Source organism: Acinetobacter sp. BEC1-S18-ESBL-01 (assembly GCF_014169935.1).
GTDB classification, from domain to species: domain Bacteria; phylum Pseudomonadota; class Gammaproteobacteria; order Pseudomonadales; family Moraxellaceae; genus Acinetobacter; species Acinetobacter pittii.
Map to the genome: position 1 here is coordinate 1658258 of NZ_AP022302.1, position 19559 is coordinate 1677816.

Sequence of the window (19559 nt, forward strand, 5' to 3'; positions counted from 1 at the left end):
CGAAGCGATAACAAAAAGCGGACGAAATTTTAGATAAATGAGTGATGAGACTTTTCATCAGAGCCAGTTTTTGCTTATATAAACCCTTCTTAAAACCTCATACAGACAGAGTTCGTTATGAATGATATTACCCTAGCTCCAATACAACCTGATCAACCATCACATTTAATGGCTACTTATGGTCGCCAAGCGATCAGTTTTGTACGAGGCCGAGGGGCATATCTATATACCGAAGATGGCACAGAGTATTTAGATGCTTTAACCGGTATTGCTGTATGTGGTTTAGGTCATGCGCATCCAGTCATTGCAGAAGCAATTGCTGAACAGGCTGCAACACTTGTGCATACGAGTAACTTATTTGAGATTTCTTGGCAAACGGCAGCTGCTCAGAAGCTTGCTGAAGTTTCAGGGATGGAAGAGATCTTCTTTTCAAACAGTGGTGCAGAGTCAAATGAAGGCGCCATTAAAATTGCTCGTAAATTTGGTACTCAACAAGGTGTAAGCTCCCCAAAGATAATTGTGGCAGAGCAATCATTTCATGGTCGTACCTTAGCAACACTTTCAGCTACCGGTAATAAGAAAGTACAAGATGGTTTTGCTCCTTTAACCAATGATTTTATTCGTGTGCCATTTGGTGATGTAGAAGCAATTCAAGAAGCTGCTTTGCAGCACCCAGATATTGTTGCGATTTTGATTGAACCTATTCAAGGTGAGGGTGGTATTAATACAGCACCTCAAGGCTTTAGCTATCTTGAAGAAGTCCGCACCATATGTAATCAACATAACTGGCTAATGATGCTAGATGAAATTCAAACAGGTAACGGCCGTACCGGTAAGTATTTTGCTTATCAGCATACAAACATTGTGCCTGATGTTTTGACGACTGCGAAAGGACTTGGTAATGGCTTTCCAGTAGGCGCGGTAATGACCCAAGGTAAAGCTGTTGGCTTATTAGGGCCTGGTAGCCATGGGTCTACTTATGGTGGCACAGTGCTAGGTTCTCGTGTGGTTTATACAGTAATTGATACAATCCAAAAAGAGAATGCTGTAGAAAACGCGGCAGTTGTTGGTGGTTATATTGTTGATCAATTACGTGCGCAATTGGCACATAAAGATGTGCAAGTACGTGGCTTTGGTATGATGATTGGTATTCAATTGCCTAGAGACTGCGCTGAGCTCGTTGCAATAGCTCGAGATCAACATAAGCTTATTATTAATGTTACAGCTGGTTCAGTAGTACGTTTATTGCCACCAATTAACATGACTCAAGCACAGGCTGATGACTTGCTAGAGCGTTTAGTTGCTTTAATTAATAACTATCTTTAAGTTTTTACATCAATAAAAAATGGGCATATAAATGCCCATTTTTTATATGAAATAATTAACCAGAGATATACTGCTTTAATTGTTCAATGAGATTTTTCTGATCTTCCATCGCAGCTTTTACTAAGTCGCCAATAGAAATAAATCCAACTAGTTTTTCATTGTCTAATACAGGTAAGTGGCGTAAGTGACGATCTGTCATAAGCTGTAAGCACTCTTCAACTGTATTGTTTAGGCTTACTGTAAGCACTTTAGATGTCATAATTTCAGCAACGGTAGTGCTATATGATGAACGTTCCATAAGCGTTACTTTTCGTGTGTAGTCACGTTCAGACAAAATTCCGACAACTTTTTCACCCTCAGCTACGACGAGCGCACCAATTCCTTTATCCGCCATAATCTTAATTGCTTCAAGGACAGTGGCTTCTGGAGAAATTGTAAAAATATCTTGCTCTGCTTTGTTCTTGATTACTTGTGCAACGATTGTCATTTCTTCTGTCCTGTGTTTTATCATTTTGTTTTAAATTAGCTTGATTTTATAAAAATGCAAAGACTGGATAGTCATTAAATACAAGTTTCACACTCAAGCGTTCAAAAAGCATTCTAATAGAGATTAAGAACCTAAAGAAAAGTTTACGCTCCTTGCCAATTCGGATGTTTGAAAAAGAAATGCTGCATTTGCTGAGTAGATAACTTTAATTTTCTATGAGATGAATTAAACAAAGCAGGAGTGACGTTGAGTCGAGTTAAAGTTGGTAATAAAGACTCATGGAAATCTTTAGGTGTAATTCTTCTTGGTTTGTAATGTGGCCAATGCTCTTTTGCGTAGCGATGTGCCTGTAAGCCATTAAGCCAAAAAGGAAAAATAAAGTCTTCCTGATCTGATTTAATTGCCCATCCTTGATGAAATAATCCCCAAAGAACCCCGCAATACATCATGGTTCTTAAAATATAAATCTTAATCATCAAGTCTCTTGAAACCGGTTGTAGATTACTTAAACTTTTCATTGTGAATTTAAAGGTTCTAACTTGTCTTGCTTATTATAAAAAAATCAGATGACATTTCAGTTTAAACAGGTATCAAATCGTAAACAAATATTCCAGCTGTGAAATTCATATCCTTTACTTCAAGTGGCTAAAGTTTTAGATAAATTGCTAGTTTTACTTATTTCCAGACGTAAAAAAACGCCACCTAAGTGACGTTTCTTTATGCTTGCATTGTGGCTAACTTTTGCCAATATTGTGCTTTAAGTGAGTCACGTTCAACACGGAAACCTTGATAATACAATTCAGCTAAAAACAGAGCAGCTTTACCGTGCCCAGCGCGAGCAACTTCTTCTAACTGTGCAACTGCATCCTGAAAATTCATTTGAGAGTGAATTGTGTTTACTGCAGTTGCGTACACATGTTCTAAATCATGATGAGAGATACGTTGAATCATAGAAAACTCCTTATTGTAATTATGATTACTTTTTCTAAAGGCCGCTGCCTTTAAATTAATTTAACTTAGAATTATTAAACTAATATTACAAATTAATGGATTTGTCAACTATTGGTGCATACCAGTTAATTCACTATTAGGATACATGATTAAACATTATTCACAAATAATTTTGAGTAAAATCAATATGAGAATAAAAGACAAGGAGAATAAAATATGACAAATACTATCGATGGCTTTGTTTTTGATACTCCACCTAGAGAGGAACAAATCATAGAACTAGCCCATTATCATCGTAAACTATTAGATGAAGCGATCTTTCATCAAGAGATCCATTTAGGGGATTATTGTCTTGCTCAGCGCAAAAGAGTATTTGACTTTGCACGGCATTTGGAACCTGCACAAAAAAACTGGTTTTATCAAGTTTATGATGGTGAACTGAGAAAAATTGCCGACGAAGACGAATTGCATCCAGCCGATGCTGAAGAAGGGTTAAGTATTTTTGCGATGTTTTTAGTCTTGGTGATTATTGCAGCAATTTTATACTTTTCCGTCATTCGTTCACTAATAAGCTAAGTATTATGATCCAGTAAGGTACGATTCTTGGCCTTACTGGATGTTTGATCTTGTGCATATGAGTATTGAACCCTACACTACACTAATTCGAGGTAGGTCATGCTCATATTCAAACAAAATTTTCTTAAATTAAAATCTGAGTTAAAAGTTGATCAATGTTTTAACCTATTTGTGGTTATTGTCATTGGCTGTATTTTTGTGCTGTCATATTTAGCATTACTTCGGCCTATTAGTCAGGAACAATATCAACGAATTATACAACTCTCTCATCAAGCCACTTATCCTAAAACTCAGGATATGGCTGAGCTGCTAATAGCTCAATCAGAAATTCATAGAGCAGAGTATTTAAAGTTAATGCATGCATATCAATTTGAAGGTGCTCATATTAGACAATATCCAGCACTTGCTCAGGAAGATACTCAGTAAATGGGTTAATCAGGCTAAATCTTGGTTTCCAAAGCTTTTTGAGCACTATTGTGGCAGGCAAAATTTTGAATTTATGCTAAACTTTATCTTTTTAAACGCGCTGCTTTTCAAGGAATCCGCATGGAGCAACAATCGAATATGCAAAATAAATTCTTGATAGATGCTGAGATCGGTGATGACGATGTCACATTACCTAATTTACCTGCTATCGATGTTCCCATCGTTGAATCTCCTGCTAAATCACAAGAAAATATTGAAGTAGCCAAAGACGAAGTGGCTTCTACAGGAACAGCGGCTGAACAACCAAAAACTGGTTTTTTTGGCCGGATGAAAGAAGGCTTAACCAAAACTCGTCGTAATTTCGCTGATGGTATGGTCAATATCTTGATTGGCGGAAAGGAAATTGACGATGAGTTACTTGAAGAAGTCGAAGAGCAATTATTGGTTGCAGACATTGGTGTTGAAGCAACTAAAACCATCATTACCAATTTAACAGAGCGTACAGCTCGTGGTGATTTGATCTATTCCCACTCTTTATATAAAGCGTTACAAGAAGAGTTAGTTGCTTTGTTGGCTCCACGTGTTAAGCCATTACATATTGACCCTAATAAATCACCTTATGTGATTTTGATGGTCGGGGTAAATGGAGTGGGTAAAACTACAACAATTGGTAAGTTGGCGAAACGTTTACAAGGTGAAGGTAAAAAAGTGATGTTGGCTGCTGGTGATACATTCCGCGCCGCAGCAACTGAGCAATTACAGATCTGGGGTGAACGTAACGATATTTCTGTAGTAGCGCAAGGTCATGGAGCTGATAGTGCTTCTGTTATTTTTGATGCCTTTGAAAGTGCTCGTGCTAAAGGAATTGACGTATTAATTGCGGATACGGCAGGTCGTTTACATAATAAGAGTAACTTGATGGAAGAACTCAAAAAAGTTAAACGTGTTATGCAAAAAATTGATGCAACTGCACCGCACGAAATTATGTTGGTGGTAGATGCAGGAACAGGTCAAAACGCGATTAACCAAGTACAAGAGTTTGATCAAGCTGTAGGTTTAACGGGTATTACCATTACCAAGTTGGATGGAACTGCGAAAGGCGGTGTACTCTTTAATATTGCAAGTCGCACCCATGTGCCAATCCGTTTTATTGGTGTAGGTGAAAAAATAGATGATTTAAGACCATTCTCGGCTAAATCTTTTGTTGCTGCACTGTTTGAAACTGATAAGTAAATTGGTTGGTAACCTTAAAAAGCTTCACTAAATCGTGAAGCTTTTTTTATATGTATATCTTTTTTTATTGTTGCGAAAATAAAACGAACTGTCATATTTTTAATGCTGATTATGAAAAATGACTTTAATACACTGTATTCATTCCCAAACAACGGCCCTTGGTCAAATCAATAGGTAGGAAATAACAAAATGTCTACTTTCTTAGATAAAATTAAAAACCGTCGTACAATTTATGCAATTGGTAAAAACGTTGCATTAGATCGCACTAAAATTGAAGAAACTATCCGTGAAGCAGTTAAACATAGTCCTTCAGCTTTTAACTCACAATCTTCACGTGTAGTGACACTATACGGTGAATCTCATGCTAAATTCTGGAATTTAGTTCGTGAAGCGTTGCGTAAAATTGTTCCTGCAGAAGCTTTTGCTGGTACAAATGCAAAAATTGATAGCTTTGTAGCTGGTGTTGGTACGGTTTTATTTTATGAAGACCAAGCTGTTGTTAAAAGCTTACAAGAGCAATTCGAATTATATGCAGACAACTTCCCAGTATGGTCTGAACACTCAAGTGCGATTGCTCAATTTGCAACTTGGACTGCACTTTCAGAGCTTGGTTTAGGTGCATCTTTACAGCACTATAACCCAATTGTCGATGCAGACGCAGCTGAAGCATTTGATGTTCCTGCAACTTGGAAATTACGTGCTCAATTAGTATTTGGTTCGGTTGAAGCACCAGCAGGTGAAAAAGCATTTATTAATGATGCTGATCGTTTCAAAACTTTCAATTAATTTAATTGAAATTAAAAAAAGCACCTATTTTAGGTGCTTTTTTTTTATGTTTTTAGAATGAATAGGAGGAATACATAAAACGAAAATTTATGAAATTCAAATGCATATTTCAAAATAATAAATCAAGAAATTAGTCGATAACTGCTTTGTCATAAAATAGTCACAATCATATTGCATATTGCTCATGATTTAATAGCTTATCAAACACAGAGAAAGAGACAGATGACTTTAAGATTAGGTGTTGCTGCAATTGGTTTATTACTCAGCGGTTCGGTATTTTCAGCAGTTACAATTACAGCACCAGAGGAAATTGTAATCCTTGCGGTGAATGGTCAGGAAGTCAACTCTGGGTTATTTCGTTCATCTAAAAATAATTATAAAGTCGATGCTGGTGAAACAAGCTTAAGTGTGCGCTATCAAGAATACTTTGAACATTTAAGCGGGGAGCATGACATTGTTAAATCTGGAGTAGTCACAATTCAAACTCCAGTACTCAAAGATGGGCAAACTTATAAGCTCAGAATGGTAGATGCACCAAAGCAATTTGAACAAGCAAAGAAATATGCTGAGCAACCAACTGTGGCTTTGTACAGCGCAAATAATGAATTGATCGTACAACAAACTGGTGCAAACAATGAGGCAAAACCATGGTTTGCAACTGGCTTATTAGGTAAAGTCACTGACTTTACGACTAAATCATCTAAATCGCAGCCTGAGGCAGTTTATGCCTCTGCTAAACCTACTTCTGTTCAGGCGGCTGTACCAGTTCCAACATCTATGCCTGTAACAGGTGTAGCCCAAACGAATGATCAACGTTTAGTTGAAACCTGGCAGAAAGCTTCTAAAGCTGAGCGTCAAAAATTTATGGCGTGGTTAGCTGAACAATCAAATTAATTTATTGCTATTTAAAATAAAGCCGATTTAATATCGGCTTTATTTTTAGAATTTTTATAAATAGCCTAAGTATATTTTATGAATAATTTAAATTTCCGTTCAGCTCAATTTCCTGATATTCCACAACTCGTAGTTTTAATTAATAAGTCCTATCGAGAACAACAAGATAGAAGTTGGACAACAGAACTTGATTGGGTAGAAGGACAGCGTATTACAGAGTTTCAATTAGAAGCACAACTACAACTTAGGAATTCAACATTATTGATAGCGGAAACTTCTGCTTCCAAGCTTATTGCTTGTATTGGGCTTACATTTGAAAATAATCAGGTTGAGATTGGAACATTTTGTACTGATCCTCAAGTTCAAAATATGAGAGTGGGTCGATCTGTTTTAGAATATGCAGAGCAATATGCATTGAAAGAAGATCCCCATTTGACCAGCGCCGTAATGTATGTGCTAGATGTCCGTTCTGAATTGATCGCTTATTATGAAAGACGTGGATATGTGAAAACGGGTAATGAACAGCCATATCCGGTTGAAGCAAATGTAGGGGTGCCAAAAGTATCTATTAAGTTGGTGGAAATAAAAAAAGACCTCAGATGAGGTCTTTTTAATTTAGGTTAGAAACCAGATGTAATAACCTAAAAGCATGAGAGGCCAAGCCACCCACGGGCTAAATAGCCATTTCCATAACCAGAAGTTGGGTACGAAACCCACTCCATAAATAAAACCACCAGAAATACCAATCATCACCAGCATAAGTTGGCTATGATTGTAGTGTCCGTTAGCATCAAGCATGAGTGAAGGGTAAACTAACAAAATTGCAGCAAGCGGCAATGCCAACAGAAAAGAAAGGGCCATTGCAAATGCTTGAGCTTTTCGATGATTTGATGCTGTCATTGCTTTTGCCATCATTTATTCCTCATCTAAATCTTGATGATGTTCGATATAAAGCGCGCTGAGTACACCCGCAAAACATGCCATCAAAATGCCTAGGATCCATGCGAAATACCACATAGTTTTCTCCTTAATACAAGCTATGCGAGTTTGACTCGATATGTTTGTTAGTGATGACTCCCCACATTTTGTAATAAGACCAAGTGGTATAGATCAAAATAAGAGGAACAAAAATGCAGGCAGCAACCGTCATAACGCCTAAAGTAAGGTGACTTGATACAGCATCCCACATTGTCAAGCTAGAGTTAGGATTGATACTAGATGGAAGTAGGAATGGGAATAGGGCAAAACCAGCAGTTAAAATTGCTCCTACAATCATTAAACTTGTACCAGTAAAACTTAAGCCTGCTTTTACTTTTGAAGAAGCAAAAATTGCAATGATTGCGCCTAATATGGCAAGAACAGGGGCAATTTTAGTCACTGGATAGGTGCTGTAATTGTTCATCCAACCAGGATTGCTATTGGTAACCACTTCTTTAGCTAAAGGGTTAAGCGCAGTATTTGGGTCTATAGCAACAGCATAGCTATAACCAGGAACTTGCCCGAAATAGAGCCACGCTCCAATCGCAAGGAAACAAATTAAAAATATAATTGCCATAATTTGAGTAGCTTTGGCAGAGCGTTGTTTTAAAGCTTCATCTGTGCGCAACATGAGCCATGCACCACCATGTGCACAAAGCATAGATAAACTCACAACACCACAAACTAGGGCAAATGGGTTCAGAAGAGCAAAAAAGCTGCCTGTATATTCAGAGCGTAAAGTGCTATCTAAACTAAAAGGAATACCTAAAAACAAATTACCGAAGGCCACACCAAATACAAGCGCTGGAACAGCACCACCGATGCACAGACCCCAGTCCCAAGAGTTACGCCATTTGGTGTTTTCAAGTTTAGAGCGATAATCGAACCCTACAGGTCTTAAGAAAAGTGCAAATAGAACTAACAAGAGTGCCCAGTACATGCCTGAGAAAGCGACTGAGTAAACCATTGGCCACGCAGCAAATAGTGCACCCCCTGCCGTAATAAACCAGACCTGATTACCATCCCAGTGTGGGGCAATCGTGTTTATTGCAGCACGGCGCTCGCTATCAGTTTTTCCAACGAAAGGCATGAGAGCCATGGACCCCATGTCAAAGCCATCGGTAAGAGCAAAGCCAATGAGTAGCACACCAACTAACACCCACCAAATGATTTTCAATAATTCATATTCAATCATGATAAGGCCTCCCCATTAACAGCTGCTTTCGGTTCTTGCTTTTCAAAATGATATTTGCCAGTGTGTAGAGAGCTTGGTCCTAAGCGAGCAAATTTGATCATTAAATACATTTCAATAATCAAAAGAGCGGTGTAGAACGCTGCTAGTGCAATAATCGAACCCCATACGTCACCAGTACTTAAACTAGAAGTAGAGAGATGGGTTGGTAGAATTTCACCAATAGACCATGGTTGACGACCGCCTTCAGCTACATACCAACCAGTTTGTGCAGCAATCCAAGGAAGCGGCAGTGCAAACAATGCATATTTAAGTAACCAAGGTTTGTTTTCAGCATTTCTTTTTGCTACAGCCCAAGTCGCTAAAATGAAAAGTAATAGCATTAGGAAACCAGAGGCAACCATTGCGCGGAAAGAGAAAAATAGCGCTGTAACATTTGGAACAGTATCTTTTACTGCAGCTTTAATATTTTGCTCGCTTGCATCAACTACATTGGGTGCATATTTCTTAAGAAGTAGGCCATAACCTAAATCTTTTTGATTTTTTTCAAAAGAGGCTAATAACTCTGGTGAGCGATCACCTGCACGTAATTTTTCAAGTTCGGCATAGGCAAGCATACCGTTGCGAATACGAACTTCATGCTGTTGCATGAGATCTTTAAGACCAGTAACTTCTTTGGTTGTTGAACGAGTTGCAATTAAACCTAATGCATATGGAATTTTAACTGCGTAATCTGTCCGCATCTCTTCATGGTTTGGTACACCAAACAAAGTAAACGGAGCAGGAGCAGGGTGAGTATCCCATTCGGCTTCGATCGCTGCGAGTTTGGTTTTTTGAACATCACCGAGCTCATAACCAGATTCATCACCTAACAGAATCACTGAAAGTGTAGATGCAAGACCGAAAATGGCAGCAATTGCAAATGAGCGACGGGCGAAAGGAAGGTCACGTTTTTTAAGTAAGTAATAGCTTGAAATGGCAAGTACAAAAATTGCACCAGTTACATAACCCGCAGAAACGGTATGTACGAATTTCACCTGAGCTACAGGGTTAAAGATCAGCGCACCGAAATCAACTAACTCCATACGCATCGTTTCAAAGTTAAATGCAGCACCTACTGGGTTTTGCATCCAACCATTCGCCACTAAAATCCAAAGCGCTGACATGTTAGACCCGAGAGCGACTAACCATGTTACACCTAGATGCTGAACCTTACTTAAACGATCCCATCCGAAGAAGAATAAACCAATAAATGTAGACTCAAGAAAGAATGCCATAAGGCCTTCAATTGCTAATGGAGCACCAAAAATATCACCTACATAGTGTGAGTAATAAGCCCAGTTTGTTCCAAATTGGAACTCCATGGTTAAACCAGTTGTTACCCCTAAAGCAAAGTTAATACCAAATAATTTTCCCCAAAATTTAGTCATATCCTTGTAAATTTCTTTACCGGAAATGACATAAGTGGTTTCCATGATGGCAAGGATAAATGCCAAACCTAGAGTTAAAGGGACGAAAAGAAAGTGATACATTGCGGTCATCGCAAATTGAAACCGCGAAAGATCAACCACGCTTTCAGAAATCATCAACGTGTCTCCTTAATGTGGGAAATGTTATCGCCAGCAATATGCTCGGCGACCTGATTGTCAAAATTTTTGGGGATGGTGGGAGCATCAAACCAAATATGTTTGATCGTTAAGAGGAGCACTATTTTTATTATTAGAATAATAGTGATTTCTTTAACTAAACGACCATTAGGATTTTTAAAATTAAGGCTCATAAATTAAACCTCATTTGATATTAATTTTATTATTAATCAAAATATAATAAAAATAAACATTAAATATATTTTAAATGAATATTTAAATAATTAACTTTTATAAAACAAATACTTAGTATTTTAAAATAAATACTATACTAAAATGGTTTGAATTGATTATTAAATCCTACTAAAACACTTGTAAATAAAAATATTAAGTTGATTAAAATAGTTTGTTTTAGTTTAATACCAACCAAAATGGTTGTATATTATATTTATTAATCATATTCCAAACTAAAATAGTTGGAATAATAAATAATTAATTAAAAAGAAAATAATAAAATATAGATGTAATAAAGCCTGCAAAAAGCAGCAAGTAAATAGAATAGTAGTGAGAATTTAATCGGGGGCGAAAAGATCGTTTGATACAGAAATTTTTTTGGCTACATAATGGCTTTTATGCACTCTTACAAGGATAACTTGAGAGTATAATTCGAGTTCGCCGTATTCTGGTTCAACTTGCACGTAATGAAGCTGGCCGAATTCATCACGTACTCGCGCTTGGGCAGAAAATCCAGGTCTAGCATTACCACTAGAAACTGTCGCTAGTCGTCCTAAAAGATTATAGTTTGTATGAGTAAGCTTTGGTTTAATTACTTGGTCAAGGCAGTGAATCATGAACACAGTAAAAAAGATTGCGATGACAAGAGCTGGGACGATTAAATAAAATGGTGAAATAAAATAATGCTGGATTGCAAAGAAAGAGAGCTGTAAAAAATAGCCTGCAAAACTAAAATTGATAAGTAAAAAAACGAAAATTAAAGCTTTAGAAAATTTAACGTTAAGTAGTGGTGAATTAGAAAGCCAAACAGGCGCAATTTTTTTGAGTAATTGACTTGGACGAAGTCCAATATACATACCAATGGTTTCTACCACGCTGAGTAATATCAAAGCCACTACACTTAAGTGAAATGGCATAAGATAATAATTGAAAAAGAAATCAGCCATGGCAGAAACTCTAATGTTGATCGCTTCAGTCTACGATGTAGATACCGCCATCTGAATGTACTTTAATCTCAACTTTATTTAGAAAATCACCTAAACATGGTCCTGAGATACATTCGCCTGTTTCCACAGTAAATAAAGCACCATGGGTAGAACATTGAATATATTCTTGATCCTGATCAAGAAATTGATTTTCTAAATATTCAAGCTCTGTTTGCAAGTGAGGGCATAAGTTTTGGTAAGCATAGAATGCGCCATCACGTTGTGTAACGAAAATAGTTGTTCCTTGTAAAGTGTCAAAAGCTCTAGCTTCACGCTCAGGAACTTCTTCCGTCATACAGATCCTTTCCATTTCAAGCACATTCCTTCTGAAAATTTTCAAGAAGTTTAGCATAATCATTAATCGCTAAACGTGGACCAAATTGAGAAACAACTTCACTAGAAATTAAGACAGCTAACTGTGCAGCAGCATTCAAATCTTGATGATGGTTTAGGGCGTATAGGAATGCACCTGCAAATGCATCACCCGCACCATTAGTATCAACGGCTTCTACATGACGGCCTGCCACATGGAAATGTTGGGTAGAGTTAGAAACTAAAGCACCTTTAGCACTTTGTGTAATGACTACTGTATGATTTTTAAAACGTAATTGAGCAAGAGCGTCTTCTACAGTTGTCGTATCTGTATACATTAAGGCTTCTTGTTCATTACAAAATAGTAAATCTACGCCATCATCCATGAGCTCTTCTAAGCCTTCGCGAGCGTATTGCACCATGGCAGGATCTGAAAGAGATAAAGCAATCTTAACGCCATTTGCTTTTGCAATTTCTCTGGCTTGTTTTACAGCTTTGCGCGCTGTTTCACTTGTAGAAAGGTAGCCTTCAATATAAAGCCATTTTGCTGTTTTTAACGGTTCAAAGTCGATTTGATCTTGAGATAGTTCAGCAGTGATACCTAAATAGGTGTGCATTGTGCGTTCAGAGTCAGGGCTAATGAGTACCATACAAGTACCTGTCACACCTTCACTGATTGATTTTGAAGTAGTCTTAATGCCAGCTTCATTTAAACCTTGCAGATAAATTGAACCCAAATCATCGTTACCAACGCGGCAACCATAAAAAGCACTTCCACCTAATGCACTAAAGGCTACAGTGGTATTCGCAGCAGAACCACCACTTGCTTGACCTTTGTAATCTTGATGCTGTTTTAACTCTGCATAAAGAGCAGATTGAGTGTCGCCATCGGACAACTGCATGGTGCCTTTTTGCAAACCTTGTTGACTAAGAAAATCATCAGACACTTTAAATTCTTGGTCGATTAATGCATTACCAATTGCAAAAAGATCTACAGTTGCCATATGTGTTGTCACAAAATAAAAAAATCAGGTTGCTAAGTTTACACCATTGCTTGGATTTGCTGTAGTTTGTTGAATAAAATTCAGTTAAATCAAAAAATAGTGGAAAAATATTGTTGTGTTAATGTTTTTTAGATTCGAGGTAAGTCAGCCAAATAAACTTAATAAGCTTTTTTATTCAATGTCTATCATATACATAGAATTAAAAGCTTTTGTTCTGGTAGGATAAAACATTCATGGCTATGTGCTTGATATCAAAGCTATGCCAATGAAAACTAATACTCAACAAAAACATAGTATTTTACTTGGCTTTTGTTCGCCAATCTCAAGCTGACTCAGGCTATAATGAGACTTATTCACTTATCCGATATGTTAGGAGATCACATGACTGTAGATGTCACTGAAACCATTTCTCAAACTGTTCACCCTGCGTTTCAGTTGCTACGTCAGCACCATGTAGAAGCATTAGATATTTTAGTGTCTGAATATAAGCATAAAGTCACAGGTGCGGTGCATTATCACTTGGCAACTGATTATGATGAAAATGTATTTCTTGTTGCTTTTAGAACACAGCCTATGGACTCTAAAGGCACGGCACATATTTTAGAACATACGGCTTTGTGTGGCTCTGAAAAGTTTCCGGTACGTGATCCATTCTTTTTAATGATTCGTCGTTCTTTAAATACTTTTATGAACGCATTTACCGCAGCAGATTGGACAGCATATCCATTCGCTACTCAAAACAAAAAAGATTTTCAAAACTTACTTTCTGTTTATCTTGATGCGGCATTTGCTGCCAATTTGAATCCACTTGATTTTGCTCAAGAAGGTATTCGTATTGAACTGGAAAATGGTCAACCTGTTTATAAAGGTGTTGTTTTTAATGAAATGAAAGGTGCGATGAGTGCGCCGTCTGACCAACTTTATCATCAGTTGGCCCATCATTTATTTCCTGAAACGACTTACCATTACAACTCAGGCGGTGACCCGAAAGATATTCCTGATTTAACGTATGAGCAGTTAGTCGATTTTTATAAAATACATTACCATCCAAGTAATGCTGTATTCATGACCTTTGGTAATCAGACAGCATATGAACTACAAGAGCAATTTGAAAAACTAGCTCTACATAAGTTTTCGGCAGGAACAACTTTATACTCTAAGCCCGAAAAACGTTTACCAGCACCAATTGAAGTAACAGAAAACTATGGTGTTGATAGTGATGATTTAAAAGATAAAACTTATCATGTTTTATCTTGGTTATTACCAGAAGCAAATGATGTGAAATTGCGTTTGGGAATGCGTTTGGTTGAAGGAATTTTATTAGAAAATTCAGCTTCGCCACTGCGTCATTACCTAGAAACTTGTGGCTACGCTCAATCAACAGGTCCATTAATGGGCGTAGACGATAGTAATTTTGAAATGACTTTCTACTGTGGTGTTCAAGGTTCAAACCCGGAACATGCACAAAGCTTTAGAGAGGGTGTTTTAAATATTCTGCGTGAGGTTGCTGCAAAACCAATTGACAGTAATTTAGTCGATGCAATCTTGCATCAAATCGAGTTACATCAACGTGAAATTAATGGTGATGGTACACCGTATGGTTTAAGTCTAATTTTAAATGGTTTAAGTGGTGCGATTCACCATAATGACCCAATTCAAATATGGGACGTCGACAGCGCAATTGCACAGGTTAAAGAAGAGTTGAAAGACCCAATGTGGTTATCAAATCTTATTCAAACACATTTGCTCGACAACCCTCATCGCGTGCAGATGACTTTAGTTCCAGACCCGACCAAGTCTGTAAAAGAGCAGGAAGCGGAAAAAGCTCGTTTGGCAGCTATTAGTGAAAAATTAACAGAGGCTGATAAAGCTGAAATCATTGCTAAGACCAAGGCCCTAGAGGAACGTCAAGATACTCCTGATAATCTTGAGTTATTGCCAAAAGTAGGTTTGGAAGATGTACCTGCTGACTTGCATATTGTGCAAGGTCAGTTACGCGAAATTATTTGTAATCGTATGGATACGCCGTTGAACTTGTACCATGCGGGTACTAACGGCATTTACTATCAACAAGTACTTATCCAGATCCCTGAAGATATTGTGAAGTCACCTTACTTCAATTTGCTTTCTATTTTGATGGGTGAAGTGGGTGCAGGCGAATATGGCTATCTTGAACTACAAAACTTGCAAACCGCTGTAAGTGGTGGTTTAGGAATGGGCGCTTCTTTACGTAGTAAAGTTGATGATAAAGATAAAATTAGTGCTTGGTTAACTTTAACGACTAAATCGTTGACTCAGAAATTTGATGCAATTCATTTATTAAAACTAGCATTTGAACAGCTCCGATTTGATGAGAAAGAACGAATTATCGAGTTACTGCAACAACGTAAAACACGTTGGCAATCTCGTTTATCTGGTTCAGGTCACAGCTATGCGATGCAGATTGCTTCTCGTAACATGAGTGCCTTGGCTCAACGTGACTATCAAAACACGGGTTTAGGTGCATTGAATTGGTTGGGTGAGCTTGTTACTAAAATTACCCAAGATGATGCCGCTTACGATGAGTTGATTGCAGAATTAAAACGTATTCATAGTAAGTTGTTGCAAGCACCTAAACAGTTCTTACTAGTGTGTGAAGAACATCAATCTGAACGTTTGGTTGAAGAAATCCAGAATGTTTGGGATAAGTTGAATGTTGATACAGCTACAACTGAGTTAACTCAAGTAGAACAAGCTAATGATAATAATCATGAAGCATGGTTAATTCAGGCAAACGTTCAATTCTGTGCGTCTGCATATCAAGCCGTAGAAGTATCACATCCAGATGCGGCTCCATTAATGGTATTGGCAGCTTATTTACGTAACGGATTCTTGCACAGTGCTATCCGTGAAAAAGGTGGTGCTTATGGCGGCGGTGCTAGTTATGATGGAAATGCTTGTTCATTCCGTTTCTTTAGCTACCGTGACCCACGTTTAGCGGAGACGTTTAAAGACTTTGAAGCAAGCGTGCAATGGTTATTAAATACAGAGCAACAACCTCATCAGCTTGAAGAAGCAATTCTTGGTTTAGTGGCAAGCATGGATAAACCAGGCTCTCCAGCAGGTGAAGCGATTACAGCATGTTATGCATTGTTGCATGCGAGAACTCCAGCTTTCCGCCGTACTTTGCGCGAAAGATTGTTGCATGTAACATTGGATGATTTAAAACGTGTTGCTCGTCAATATTTAGTAGAGCAAACTCCTGTAAAAGCTGTAGTTGCGCCATTTGCTAAACGTGATGAATTGCAGCAATTAGGTTTTACCATTCAACAAGTTAATTAAAATAAAAATTGGAGATTGAACATGGCGTTCAAACAATTTGAACGCACATCTTTACAGCTAAGCATGGGAATCGTGCTTAGCTGTTTATGTGCGTCTGTAACATATGCTGATACCTTAGCTCCAGCAAACCCTGCCACAGTTGATGCATGTGTTGCTCTTGCTTCGAATGCCGATCGTCTGGCTTGTTATGACTCTGTATTTAAGCCAGCAGCTCTACCTGTTGTACAAGCTGCGGTAGTACCTGAGCCTGTAAAAAAAATTGATCAGCCTGCTGTTCAACCAGAAACATTTAAAGAGAAGGTGGTAGACACGGTTAGTAATATTAAAGTGATTGGTAAAGCACCTACACTTGAACCTACTACTTCTTTGCTAGATCAACGTTGGGAATTATCTGAAAAAAGTAAGCTAGGTGTTTGGAATATTCGTGCTTATCAGCCAGTCTATTTACTACCTGTATTTTGGACCAGTGACAAGAATGAATTCCCGAGTAGTCCAAATCCAAATAATACTGTAACGGATGCTCAGGATCTGAAATCAACAGAAAGTAAATTTCAGATTTCTTTGAAAACCAAAGCTTGGGAAAATATTTTTGGAAATAATGGCGATTTGTGGGTAGGGTATACACAATCTTCACGCTGGCAGACGTTCAATGCTGAAGAATCTCGCCCATTCCGTGAAACGAACTATGAGCCAGAAGCAAGTTTAATGTTTAGAACGAACTACGAGTTGCTTGGTTTAGATGGGCGTTTGCTTGGAGTTACGTTAAACCATCAGTCAAATGGTCGTTCAGATCCATTATCTCGTAGCTGGAACCGTGTCATCTTTAATGTTGGATTGGAGCGTGGTAATTTTGCTTTAATGCTTCGTCCATGGATTCGTCTTGAAGAAGATAGTAAAGATGATAATAATCCGGATATGGAAGATTACATTGGTCGTGGTGATTTAACAGCGTTTTATAAGTGGAAACAGAATGATTTCTCTTTAATGCTGCGTCATTCATTGAAAGGTGGTGATGACTCTCATGGTGCTGTGCAATTTGATTGGGCTTTTCCAATCAGTGGCAAGTTACGCGGACATTTCCAGTTGTTTAACGGTTATGGTGAAAGCTTGATTGATTATAACCATCGAGCAACTTATGCTGGTTTGGGTGTATCGCTCTTGAATTGGTACTAAGACGCTATAAGAAAAGCCGCTTTTAAAGCGGCTTTTTTTATTATCCAATTTGAATGTTGGCTTGAGGGTGTTTAAGTCGACTCTTTTTAGGAGTGGCAATTAAATAGGCGAGTGTTAATGGTCCAAGCCTTCCAGCAAACATGAGTAGGCTTAAAATGAATAAACTACCATTATGTAAATCTGGTGTGATTCCACGAGAGAGACCCACTGTACATGCAGCAGAAACAACCTCAAAAAGCAAATTCATAAAATCTGCTTTAGGCTCTAAAAGTAAAAGAATAAAGAAGCCAATGAAAATCAGTATGCTCGTAATAGCAGTCACTGCTAATGCTTTATAGGTTGTTTCATGAGATACAGAGTGATTAAATATTCTAATTTCATCTGTACGGCGTAAAAATGAAATTACACTAAGCACTAAAATGACAAAGGTACCAACTTTGATTCCACCCGCTGTACTCAGTGAACCACCACCAATAAACATCAGTAACATCATCAGTAGTGAGCTACTGTTGGTCATTGCACCTGTATCAATGGTATTAAACCCTGAGGACCGTGGAACTGTTGCCTGAAACCAAGCATTTAATGCTTGTTCACCTGAGTTTAATATCCCTAAAGTCGCGGGATTTTGAGCTTCTAAAGCCCATATTAAAATAAACGCAACGAGGTTGATAATTGCAATAGTGGTAAGAATAAGCTTGCTATTGGGTGTTAGTTTTTTCCATTTTTTGTTTTGTTTAATATCCATGAGTACTAAAAAACCAAGACCACCTAAGGTGTAAAGGATGCTAATGGTTATACAAATAATATAGTTACTCTGAAAGTTCATTAAGCTGTTGGAAAATAATGAAAAACCAGCATTATTAAATGAGGAAATACTGTAAAAAGCTGCATAATATAAACCGCGTGCAAACCCATATGTTGGTGTAAAAGCAGTCGTGAGAATAACTGTACCAATCAGCTCAAAAATAAGGGTATAGGTGACAACTCCTTTAGCAACAAAAGTAACTTTTGATAGGCTTGTTTGTCCGAGACTATCTTGAGCCATCATTTGCTGTTTAAGACCAACTTTTGGTGACAAACTTAATGCTGCCAATATCGCAAAAGTCATAAATCCCAAACCGCCAGACTGGATCAGCAATAAAATAATAGTTTGCCCAAAGAGGGTAAAAGACTCATGAATATTTAAAACGGATAGACCGGTAATGGTAACTGCTGAGGTGGCTGTAAAAAGCGCATCCATCCAACTGACATTGCCTGTATTCGCAAATGGCAATTTAAGCAATAAAGTGCCAAAAGTAATAAAGCCTAAAAACCCTAGCGCTAAAAGTGAAGGAGGGCTTAAATTTAACGTTTTATGAGGCTTGGGATATATAGACATATTCTAGAGTTCGTTTTCTTATAAGAAGCAATTAGAAAGTTTCTTTAACTGTGATAAATGACCTTCTAAAATAAGAATATCATGTGTTTGCAAAGTGAAATTTTCTTCAGTCTCAAACAAAATTTGCTGCTGTCTTTTCACGAGCAATGTTTTGACTTGAGGCGCTTGCTGCATAATGCCATATAAATTGATGCCATTAAGCTTATCTGGGATTTCAATTTTGATAATGTAATGATCATCTTCTAAAGACATGTAGCGACTTACCATAGGGTAGTTCAGAGCTTGAGCAACTCTTACGCCCATATCTTCTTCAGGATGAATAATCTTATTGATATTAAGGTGTGACAAAATGGTGTGATGAGCTTTGGTTTTTGCTTTTACCCAAATTTTATCAATTCCTAAATTTTTTAAGTTCAACACACACAAAATACTGGCTTCAATATCTTCACCAATTGCGACTACAACAGCATCACAATTTTGGATATTCAATTCGTCAAGCACATGTTCATCGGTAGCGTCAGCAATGACGGCATGAGTTAAAACGTCGGCAAGATTTTCGACATTCTTTTTTACCGTATCGATGCCAATAACATCATGATTTAATTTTGTGAGTTCTTGAGCAACTGTGGCTCCAAAACTACCTAAGCCAATGACTGCAAACTGTGCCATGTTGGTCCTTTTTTCCGAGTTAGATCATTATTTTTAAGGATATTTTC

The 19559-nt window shown here is 37.7% G+C and carries 22 protein-coding genes; 9 read left to right on the top strand and 13 right to left on the bottom strand.

Translation table 11 applies throughout. The features are described from left to right. Positions 1–117 precede the first annotated feature (117 nt). Positions 118–1326, top strand: coding sequence for an aspartate aminotransferase family protein (locus tag H7R46_RS07735; RefSeq protein WP_005068973.1), 1209 nt, complete (start codon positions 118–120; stop codon positions 1324–1326). A 55-nt stretch (positions 1327–1381) separates the two neighbouring features. Here H7R46_RS07735 and H7R46_RS07740 read toward each other — a convergent pair whose 3' ends face one another. From H7R46_RS07740 to H7R46_RS07750, 3 genes are all read right to left on the bottom strand, one after another. After that, positions 1382–1813 (bottom strand): CBS domain-containing protein, encoded by a 432-nt coding sequence (locus H7R46_RS07740; RefSeq protein WP_002121094.1) that lies wholly within the window; start codon positions 1811–1813, stop codon positions 1382–1384. Positions 1814–1956: 143 nt separating this feature from the next. Beyond that, the gene (locus H7R46_RS07745) at positions 1957–2331 is read right to left on the bottom strand and encodes a DUF2750 domain-containing protein (protein ID WP_005802084.1); all 375 of its coding nucleotides are present in this window, start codon (positions 2329–2331) and stop codon (positions 1957–1959) included. Between the two features lie 199 nt (positions 2332–2530). Next, entirely contained in the window at positions 2531–2764 is a 234-nt protein-coding gene (locus H7R46_RS07750; RefSeq protein ID WP_002121063.1) for a hypothetical protein, read from the bottom strand. Between the two features lie 216 nt (positions 2765–2980). Here H7R46_RS07750 and H7R46_RS07755 point away from each other — a divergent pair, with 216 nt between their 5' ends. From H7R46_RS07755 to H7R46_RS07780, 6 genes are all read left to right on the top strand, one after another. Then, on the top strand, positions 2981–3340 hold the full coding sequence (locus tag H7R46_RS07755) for a hypothetical protein (RefSeq protein ID WP_002120892.1): 360 nt from the start codon (positions 2981–2983) through the stop codon (positions 3338–3340). Positions 3341–3439: 99 nt separating this feature from the next. Beyond that, positions 3440–3766, top strand: coding sequence for a hypothetical protein (locus H7R46_RS07760; protein ID WP_005068977.1), 327 nt, complete (start codon positions 3440–3442; stop codon positions 3764–3766). A 120-nt stretch (positions 3767–3886) separates the two neighbouring features. Then, positions 3887–4999 (top strand): signal recognition particle-docking protein FtsY, encoded by a 1113-nt coding sequence (gene ftsY / locus H7R46_RS07765; protein ID WP_005068978.1) that lies wholly within the window; start codon positions 3887–3889, stop codon positions 4997–4999. Between the two features lie 189 nt (positions 5000–5188). Further along, positions 5189–5785, top strand: coding sequence for a nitroreductase family protein (locus H7R46_RS07770; protein ID WP_002121011.1), 597 nt, complete (start codon positions 5189–5191; stop codon positions 5783–5785). A gap of 222 nt (positions 5786–6007) precedes the next feature. Further along, positions 6008–6679, top strand: coding sequence for a DUF2057 domain-containing protein (locus tag H7R46_RS07775; RefSeq protein ID WP_005068980.1), 672 nt, complete (start codon positions 6008–6010; stop codon positions 6677–6679). A gap of 78 nt (positions 6680–6757) precedes the next feature. Beyond that, the gene (locus tag H7R46_RS07780) at positions 6758–7282 is read left to right on the top strand and encodes a GNAT family N-acetyltransferase (RefSeq protein WP_005068982.1); all 525 of its coding nucleotides are present in this window, start codon (positions 6758–6760) and stop codon (positions 7280–7282) included. A 12-nt stretch (positions 7283–7294) separates the two neighbouring features. Here the strand turns inward: H7R46_RS07780 and H7R46_RS07785 are convergent, their stop codons facing one another. The 8 genes from H7R46_RS07785 to H7R46_RS07820 form a co-directional block, all read right to left on the bottom strand. Beyond that, positions 7295–7594, bottom strand: coding sequence for a cyd operon YbgE family protein (locus H7R46_RS07785; RefSeq protein ID WP_004791954.1), 300 nt, complete (start codon positions 7592–7594; stop codon positions 7295–7297). Beyond that, entirely contained in the window at positions 7595–7696 is a 102-nt protein-coding gene (gene cydX, locus H7R46_RS07790; RefSeq protein ID WP_002120988.1) for a cytochrome bd-I oxidase subunit CydX, read from the bottom strand. Between the two features lie 10 nt (positions 7697–7706). After that, a complete protein-coding gene (cydB, locus tag H7R46_RS07795) occupies positions 7707–8852 on the bottom strand; it encodes a cytochrome d ubiquinol oxidase subunit II (protein WP_005068984.1) in 1146 nt (381 codons plus the stop codon). Further along, the gene (locus tag H7R46_RS07800; protein WP_005068987.1) at positions 8849–10435 is read right to left on the bottom strand and encodes a cytochrome ubiquinol oxidase subunit I; all 1587 of its coding nucleotides are present in this window, start codon (positions 10433–10435) and stop codon (positions 8849–8851) included. Before H7R46_RS07800 ends, cydB begins: the two co-directional genes overlap by 4 nt. After that, entirely contained in the window at positions 10435–10629 is a 195-nt protein-coding gene (gene cydP / locus H7R46_RS07805) for a cytochrome oxidase putative small subunit CydP (RefSeq protein ID WP_005068991.1), read from the bottom strand. The genes H7R46_RS07800 and cydP overlap by 1 nt, the downstream gene beginning before the upstream one ends. Positions 10630–11007: 378 nt before the next feature. Continuing rightward, a complete protein-coding gene (locus H7R46_RS07810; protein WP_002121106.1) occupies positions 11008–11616 on the bottom strand; it encodes an OB-fold-containig protein in 609 nt (202 codons plus the stop codon). A 25-nt stretch (positions 11617–11641) separates the two neighbouring features. Then, positions 11642–11950, bottom strand: coding sequence for a Rieske (2Fe-2S) protein (locus H7R46_RS07815; protein ID WP_005068994.1), 309 nt, complete (start codon positions 11948–11950; stop codon positions 11642–11644). Positions 11951–11966: 16 nt separating this feature from the next. Next, complete coding sequence (locus tag H7R46_RS07820) at positions 11967–12971, bottom strand: adenosine kinase (protein WP_005068997.1); 1005 nt, start codon at positions 12969–12971, stop codon at positions 11967–11969. A gap of 381 nt (positions 12972–13352) precedes the next feature. On the opposite strand from H7R46_RS07820, the gene H7R46_RS07825 reads away from it, so the two are divergent. Both H7R46_RS07825 and H7R46_RS07830 read left to right on the top strand, forming a co-directional pair. Further along, a complete protein-coding gene (locus H7R46_RS07825) occupies positions 13353–16292 on the top strand; it encodes an insulinase family protein (RefSeq protein WP_005068999.1) in 2940 nt (979 codons plus the stop codon). 21 nt (positions 16293–16313) lie between these two features. Then, positions 16314–17465 (top strand): phospholipase A, encoded by a 1152-nt coding sequence (locus H7R46_RS07830; RefSeq protein ID WP_005069001.1) that lies wholly within the window; start codon positions 16314–16316, stop codon positions 17463–17465. 40 nt (positions 17466–17505) lie between these two features. On the opposite strand, the gene H7R46_RS07835 is transcribed toward H7R46_RS07830, so the two are convergent. Together H7R46_RS07835 and H7R46_RS07840 are read right to left on the bottom strand one after the other, a co-directional pair. Continuing rightward, on the bottom strand, positions 17506–18843 hold the full coding sequence (locus H7R46_RS07835; RefSeq protein ID WP_005069004.1) for a TrkH family potassium uptake protein: 1338 nt from the start codon (positions 18841–18843) through the stop codon (positions 17506–17508). Between the two features lie 18 nt (positions 18844–18861). Continuing rightward, positions 18862–19512, bottom strand: coding sequence for a potassium channel family protein (locus H7R46_RS07840; protein ID WP_005069007.1), 651 nt, complete (start codon positions 19510–19512; stop codon positions 18862–18864). Positions 19513–19559 lie beyond the last annotated feature (47 nt).

What these genes read in the sequence shown, in the direction of transcription:
- H7R46_RS07830 (WP_005069001.1), top strand. Translation starts at nt 16,314, where the DNA reads ATGGCGTTCAAACAATTTGAACGCACATCTTTACAGCTAAGCATGGGA.
- H7R46_RS07755 (WP_002120892.1), top strand. Translation starts at nt 2,981, where the DNA reads ATGACAAATACTATCGATGGCTTTGTTTTTGATACTCCACCTAGAGAG.
- H7R46_RS07745 (WP_005802084.1), bottom strand. Translation starts at nt 2,331, where the DNA reads ATGAAAAGTTTAAGTAATCTACAACCGGTTTCAAGAGACTTGATGATT.
- H7R46_RS07750 (WP_002121063.1), bottom strand. Translation starts at nt 2,764, where the DNA reads ATGATTCAACGTATCTCTCATCATGATTTAGAACATGTGTACGCAACT.
- H7R46_RS07740 (WP_002121094.1), bottom strand. Translation starts at nt 1,813, where the DNA reads ATGACAATCGTTGCACAAGTAATCAAGAACAAAGCAGAGCAAGATATT.
- H7R46_RS07760 (WP_005068977.1), top strand. Translation starts at nt 3,440, where the DNA reads ATGCTCATATTCAAACAAAATTTTCTTAAATTAAAATCTGAGTTAAAA.
- H7R46_RS07785 (WP_004791954.1), bottom strand. Translation starts at nt 7,594, where the DNA reads ATGATGGCAAAAGCAATGACAGCATCAAATCATCGAAAAGCTCAAGCA.
- H7R46_RS07835 (WP_005069004.1), bottom strand. Translation starts at nt 18,843, where the DNA reads ATGTCTATATATCCCAAGCCTCATAAAACGTTAAATTTAAGCCCTCCT.
- H7R46_RS07815 (WP_005068994.1), bottom strand. Translation starts at nt 11,950, where the DNA reads ATGACGGAAGAAGTTCCTGAGCGTGAAGCTAGAGCTTTTGACACTTTA.
- H7R46_RS07820 (WP_005068997.1), bottom strand. Translation starts at nt 12,971, where the DNA reads ATGGCAACTGTAGATCTTTTTGCAATTGGTAATGCATTAATCGACCAA.
- H7R46_RS07780 (WP_005068982.1), top strand. Translation starts at nt 6,758, where the DNA reads ATGAATAATTTAAATTTCCGTTCAGCTCAATTTCCTGATATTCCACAA.
- H7R46_RS07770 (WP_002121011.1), top strand. Translation starts at nt 5,189, where the DNA reads ATGTCTACTTTCTTAGATAAAATTAAAAACCGTCGTACAATTTATGCA.
- ftsY (WP_005068978.1), top strand. Translation starts at nt 3,887, where the DNA reads ATGGAGCAACAATCGAATATGCAAAATAAATTCTTGATAGATGCTGAG.
- H7R46_RS07800 (WP_005068987.1), bottom strand. Translation starts at nt 10,435, where the DNA reads ATGATTTCTGAAAGCGTGGTTGATCTTTCGCGGTTTCAATTTGCGATG.
- H7R46_RS07735 (WP_005068973.1), top strand. Translation starts at nt 118, where the DNA reads ATGAATGATATTACCCTAGCTCCAATACAACCTGATCAACCATCACAT.
- H7R46_RS07810 (WP_002121106.1), bottom strand. Translation starts at nt 11,616, where the DNA reads ATGGCTGATTTCTTTTTCAATTATTATCTTATGCCATTTCACTTAAGT.
- cydX (WP_002120988.1), bottom strand. Translation starts at nt 7,696, where the DNA reads ATGTGGTATTTCGCATGGATCCTAGGCATTTTGATGGCATGTTTTGCG.
- cydB (WP_005068984.1), bottom strand. Translation starts at nt 8,852, where the DNA reads ATGATTGAATATGAATTATTGAAAATCATTTGGTGGGTGTTAGTTGGT.
- H7R46_RS07825 (WP_005068999.1), top strand. Translation starts at nt 13,353, where the DNA reads ATGACTGTAGATGTCACTGAAACCATTTCTCAAACTGTTCACCCTGCG.
- cydP (WP_005068991.1), bottom strand. Translation starts at nt 10,629, where the DNA reads ATGAGCCTTAATTTTAAAAATCCTAATGGTCGTTTAGTTAAAGAAATC.
- H7R46_RS07775 (WP_005068980.1), top strand. Translation starts at nt 6,008, where the DNA reads ATGACTTTAAGATTAGGTGTTGCTGCAATTGGTTTATTACTCAGCGGT.
- H7R46_RS07840 (WP_005069007.1), bottom strand. Translation starts at nt 19,512, where the DNA reads ATGGCACAGTTTGCAGTCATTGGCTTAGGTAGTTTTGGAGCCACAGTT.